Below are 5,505 nucleotides of genomic sequence, written 5' to 3' on the forward strand. Positions count from 1 at the left end.
GGCGTCCACGGGCAGGACGCCGGCTAACGCGGTCGGAGGGCGGTTCCAGTGGACCGCCTCGGGCCTGCGGGTGCTGCGCTGGCCGGCCCTGAGCGGACACGCCGTGGACGCCTTCGTCACGACCCGCGACGGCGGGGTGTCCATGGGCCGCTACGCCTCGCTGAACCTCGGCCTGCATGTCGGGGACGACGACGCGGCTGTGCTGGCGAACCGGGCGACGGTGGCCGCCGCGCTCGACGCGGACCTCGACGACTTCGTGTTCTGCGAGCAGGTCCACCGCCGCGACGTGGCCGTCGTCACCGACGAGCACCGCGGCCGGGGCGCCCGCTCGGCCGCGGACGCGATACCGGCGACCGACGCGCTCGTGACCGCGGTGCCCGGTGTCGTCCTCGCCGTCCTGGCGGCCGACTGTGTCCCGCTTGTCCTGCACGACCCGGTGGCCGGTGTCCTGGCCTGCGTGCACGCCGGCTGGGGCGGGACCGTCCGCGGGGCCACCCCCGCCGCGGTGACGGCCATGCGCCAGCTCGGCAGCGACCCGCGTGACATCGTCGCCTGCGTCGGGCCGGCCATCCAGCCCGACCGCTACCAGGTCGGCGCGGACGTCGTCGACGCGGCCCGCACCGCCTTCGGTGACCGGCTCGACGAGGTGGCGCGGCCCGACGGCACCGGCCGGTGGGCCTTCGACCTGTGGCGGGCCAACACCCTGCAGCTGGTCGCCGCGGGTGTACCGGCAGGTCAGGTGCACGTCACCGCCATCGGCACCGGCGGTCCGGGCACACCGTTCTTCAGCCATCGGGCCGGCGGCCCGTGCGGCCGGTTCGCCGCCGTGGCCCGGCTGCGCGGCAAGGACCAGCCGGTCCAGCCGCGCGGAAAGGACCGCTCATGACGGTGTCACCCCCGCGCGGGGAGAGCTTCCACTACGTCGGCTACGACATCGACACGTCCCGTAACCGGCTGGTGTGCCGCTACCGGCTCGACGGGCGGGACTTCCGCGAGGAGATCACCTTCCCCGGCGGCGGCGCCTGGGACGAGCCGGCCGCCGCCGAGACGGCCCGGCTGATATTCCTGCTGGCCGCGGTCTCCTACTACAAGTCCGCCGCCCCGCCGGTGGTCGACCTCGGCGACACCGCGGTGACGGACATCGAACGCGCCTTCCTCCGCGAGTTCTACCTGGACGGCCTGGGCGAGTTCGCCTACCGCAACAACCTCGACCTCTCCGGCCTGCGGATCGTCGGCCCCCGGCTGGAACGGACGGCGCCGGTGGCGTTCAGCCCGCGGGAGAGCCGGCCGCTGGTGCCCTTCGGCGGCGGGGTGGACTCCATCGTCACCGCGGAGCTCCTCCGGCCGCTGGCGAAGGACCCGGCGCTGTTCGTGGTCAACCGGCCCGGGGACCGCTTCGACGCCATCGAACGGCCCGCCCGCGTCACCGGCTTCCCGGTCGTGCGGGCGGAACGGCTCATCGACCCCCAGCTGCTGCGGTCGGCGGAGCTCGGTTTTCTCAACGGGCACGTCCCGGTCACCGGAATCCTCTCGGCGATCGCGCTCCTGGCGGCCGTCCTGGACGGGCGGGACGCCGTGGTGATGTCCAACGAGTGGTCCGCGTCGGTGGGCACCATCGAGGTCGACGGCCGGTCCGTCAACCACCAGTATTCCAAGAGCGAGGCGTTCGAGAACTCCCTGCGCTCGGTGCTGGCGGAAACGCTGGCCGGCGGCCCGGACTACTTCTCGCTGCTGCGCCCGTTCACCGAACTGTGGATCGCCCGCCGGTTCGCCGCGCTGCCGCAGTACTTCGACCATTTCCGCAGCTGCAACCGTGCCTTCCACATCGACCCGGCGCAGCGGCTGGACAGGTGGTGCGGCCGGTGCGACAAATGCTGTTTCATCGACCTGATTCTCGCTCCCTTCATCGCCGAGCCGGCGCTGCGGCAGGTGTTCGACGGCCGCGAGCCGCTGGCCGACGTGACACTGCTGGGCCGGTTCCGCACCCTGCTGGGGCTGTCCGCGGACAACAAGCCCTGGGAATGCGTCGGTGACATCACCGAGTGCCGGGCCGCCACCGCGCTGGCCGCCCCGCGGGCTGACCGGGCCGGCTCCGCCGTGCTGGCCGCGCTCGGCCCCCTGCCCGAGGAGCCCGCGTCCGAGAAACTGCTCGTCCCCCATGGCCGCCACTTCGTCCCGGACCGGTATGCGCCCGACGATCTCCTGGTCTGACCTGCGCGGCCGCGCGGTCGGCATCTACGGCCTGGGACGCGAGGGCGAGGCCAACCTGCGGGCCTGCCTCGCCCGGGGGATCGACCCGGTGCTCGTCGACGACGCCCCCGGCCGGGCCCACGTCGACGGCAGGCCGCTGCTGACGACCGCCGCCGGCGGGTTCGACGCCCTCACCCGCTGTGACGTCGTCGTCAAGACGCCGGGGATCTCCCGCTACGGCGAGACCGTGCGGGCCCTTCAGCGGCGCGGCATCCCGGTGGTCGGCGGGGTGGGCCTGTGGCTCGCCGAAGCCGACCGCTCGAAGGTGCTGTGCGTGACCGGCACCAAGGGCAAGAGCACCACCTCGGCGATCGCCGGGCACCTGCTGACCCGGCTCGGCTACCGCTGCCTGGTCGCGGGCAACATCGGCCTGCCGCCGCACGACCCACAGGCCGGCGGCGACTATGACTTCTGGGTCGTCGAGATCTCCAGCTACCAGGCGGCCGACCTGGCCTGCTCCCCGCCGGTGGTCGCGCTGACCTCCCTGCATCCCGACCATCTGCCCTGGCACGACAACGACCCCGAGACGTACTACCGCGACAAGCTGTCCGCCTGCTCGCAGCCCGGCGCCGAACTGACCGTCGCCAACGGCGACAGCGACCTGATCCGCGCCCACCGGCACCTCCTCGGCCCGAAGGTGCACTGGGTGCACGCCGACGACGGCTCCGCCGACATCGCCGGCCCCGCCCGCCCGGTTGGCCCCGCCAGCCCGGTTGGACCGGTTGGACCCACCAGCCTGGTTGATACCGCCAGCCCGGTTGATACCGCCAGCCCGGTTGATACTGCCGGCGCTGCCGGCGCTGCCGGTATCGCTGGCTCCGGCGTAGCTGTCGGCCCTGCTGGCGCCATCAGCTACGTCGGCGTTGATGCCACCGGTGACGCCGGTGACTGGACCCGCCCGTTGGGACTGCTCGGCCGGCACAACCGGCGCAACGCAATGATCGCCAGGGCCTGCCTGCGTGCGCTCGGTGTGCCCGAGGCGGACGACGACGACGCGCTGCGGGCCGCCGCGGCGGACTTCACCGGCCTGGACAGCCGCCTGAAGATGATCGGCTCGGTGGACGGGGTCAGCTTCGTCGACGACAGCCTGTCGACGAACGTCCTGCCGACGCTGGCGGCCGTGGACGCCTTCGACAGCCGCCGGGTCGCGCTCATCGTCGGCGGCTACAGCCGCGGCATCGACTACAGCCCGCTCGCGGTCGGCCTGCGCGGCCGCAGCCTGGACACGTTCGTCCTCACCGTGCCGGACAACGGCCCGGACATCCGCCGCCAGGTCACCCAGGCCGGCGCCGGCCCGCACGTCACCGTCGTGGACACGCCCGATCTCGCCACCGCCGTCGCCGAGGGCTACCGCTGGGCGAGACCCGACGGTGTCGTCCTGCTCTCGCCGGCGGCGGCGAGCTTCGGCCGCTTCCGCGACTACCGCGACCGCGGCGCCGCCTTCGCCCACGCCATGTGCAACTGCCGCGCCACCTGAACGGAAATACCACCTGAGCGTGGGCAGCCTCATGACAGCTGGGCCCAGGGACGATGACAACGGCGCGGGCCGAGAGCACGGGCCGTGCCGCCGCGGCGACAGCCGTGGCAGCCGTGGCAGTGCGGTTCAGAAGCTGGCTCCCAGCCTCTCCGGATGACCGCGGGATGACCGCGCGAACCGGTCGCCCCGACCGTCCCGTCCTCAACCGGATGACGATCACTCGGCGTCCTTCTCGTCGATGCGGGTTGCCCCGACCGTCCCGTCCCCAACCGGGGCACGCGTCGCCGGCCAGAAGTCCTGACGACTTTTAGTAGTCAATTTGATACTTTCCGTAAAAATCCGGAGTGCGTGCACGCGAACGGCGTACGCGCAGAGGCGCGGCGGACCGGCCATCGCCAGGTGGTGGAAATGTCCGGATAATCGAGTAGACTCGTACGTATGTTCGATTCTGTAGCGACCATCGCCGACCCGGCTATCGGTCCGCCAGCGGCGAGGGGCGGTGATGCGGCCGACGGCCTGTCCGTGGTGGAGCGCGGTGGCGCGGGCGGCGGTCCACCAGCGCTGGCGGCCGACGGCGCGGGCGGCGGCCTGCCAGCGGTGGAGGGCTGTGATGCGGATGGCTGCCTGTCCTTGATGGCGGCTGTACGGAAGCGGATCGCCGGGCTGGAGGCGGTGATGCTGCGGGCGCAGGCCCGGTTCGCCGCGCTGCGGCCCACCCTGGCGGGGGAGGCGAAGCGGGCCGGGCCAGGCTGGGCCGCGGAGGAGATCGCCGCCGAGCTGGCGTTGTCCCCGGCCGCCGCGGCGGCCGGCCTGGAGCTGGCGGTCACCGTCGTCGACCGGCTGCCCGCCACCCTCACCGCGCTGGAAGCCGGTGACATCGACCTGGGCCGGGTCCGCGCGGTCGCGGAGAGCACCGCCGCGCTCCCCGCCGAGAAAGCCGCCACTGTCGAACAACGGGTGCTCGCTCGCGGTGGGCGAGCCAGCCACAGCCTCTTCCGCCAAGCCCTGCGCCGCGCCGTACTGGCGACGGATCCGGATGGCGCCCGACGTCGGCACGCCCACGCCCGCACCGAGCGGCAGGTCCAGCTCCGCACCGCCGAGGACGGCATGGCCGAGCTGTGGGCGTTGCTGCCCGCGGTCGACGCCCAGGCCGCCTACCAGCGCCTGGACGCGCTGGCCCGTCAGGTCGCCGATCCGCAGGAGGCTCCCGGCATGGACGCCCGCCGCGCCGACGCGCTGGTCGACCTGCTCCTCGGCCGCGACCGGGGAGCCGAGGTGTCGGTAGAGGTCGGGGTGCTGGTGTCCGCGGCGACGCTCGCCGGGGCCAGTGACGTCCCCGGGGAACTGGCCGGGTACGGGCCGATCCCCGCAGCCCTCGCCCGTGAGCTCGCCACGGATGCCACCTGGCGACGAGTGCTCACCGACCCGGCTCAGGGCGACCGGCCCGTCGAAGTCAGCCGCCGGTTCCCCGCACCTGGGCTGGCCCGGCTGCTACGCACCCGGCAGCGGACCTGCCGGTTCCCCGGCTGCCGGAAACCCGCTCGGTTCTGCGACCTCGACCACATCCAGCCCCACAGCACCGGCGGGCCCACCAGCGAGGAGAATCTGCTCACCCTGTGCCGACGGCATCACAGAGCGAAACATGACGGCGGCTGGATGGTACAACGCACCGATAGCGACACCGACACGGTGCTCTGGACCGCCCCGACCGGGCGGACCTATCCCAGCGTGCCCGAGCCCTGGGACGATCCCGCTCCACCCACACCCCCGGCGTCCAC

General features: G+C 73.2%; 4 protein-coding genes. All 4 read left to right on the plus strand.

Annotated elements, in window-relative coordinates; genetic code table 11:
- A partial coding sequence (pgeF, locus tag AC5LUJ_RS11925; protein WP_250291942.1) for a peptidoglycan editing factor PgeF occupies positions 1–886 on the plus strand: 886 nt, incomplete at its 5' end.
- On the plus strand, positions 883–2,211 hold the full coding sequence (locus tag AC5LUJ_RS11930; RefSeq protein ID WP_250291943.1) for a MurL-like N-terminal domain-containing: 1,329 nt from the start codon (positions 883–885) through the stop codon (positions 2,209–2,211). The genes pgeF and AC5LUJ_RS11930, both read left to right, overlap by 4 nt.
- Positions 2,159–3,727, plus strand: coding sequence for a Mur ligase family protein (locus AC5LUJ_RS11935; RefSeq protein WP_493464945.1), 1,569 nt, complete (start codon positions 2,159–2,161; stop codon positions 3,725–3,727). The genes AC5LUJ_RS11930 and AC5LUJ_RS11935 overlap by 53 nt, the downstream gene beginning before the upstream one ends.
- Positions 3,728–4,165: 438 nt before the next feature.
- Positions 4,166–5,505, plus strand: a 1,340-nt coding sequence (locus AC5LUJ_RS11940) for an HNH endonuclease signature motif containing protein (RefSeq protein WP_250291946.1), incomplete at its 3' end; no start/stop codon positions are given.

The organism is Protofrankia sp. CiP1_Cm_nod3 (genome assembly GCF_982290655.1).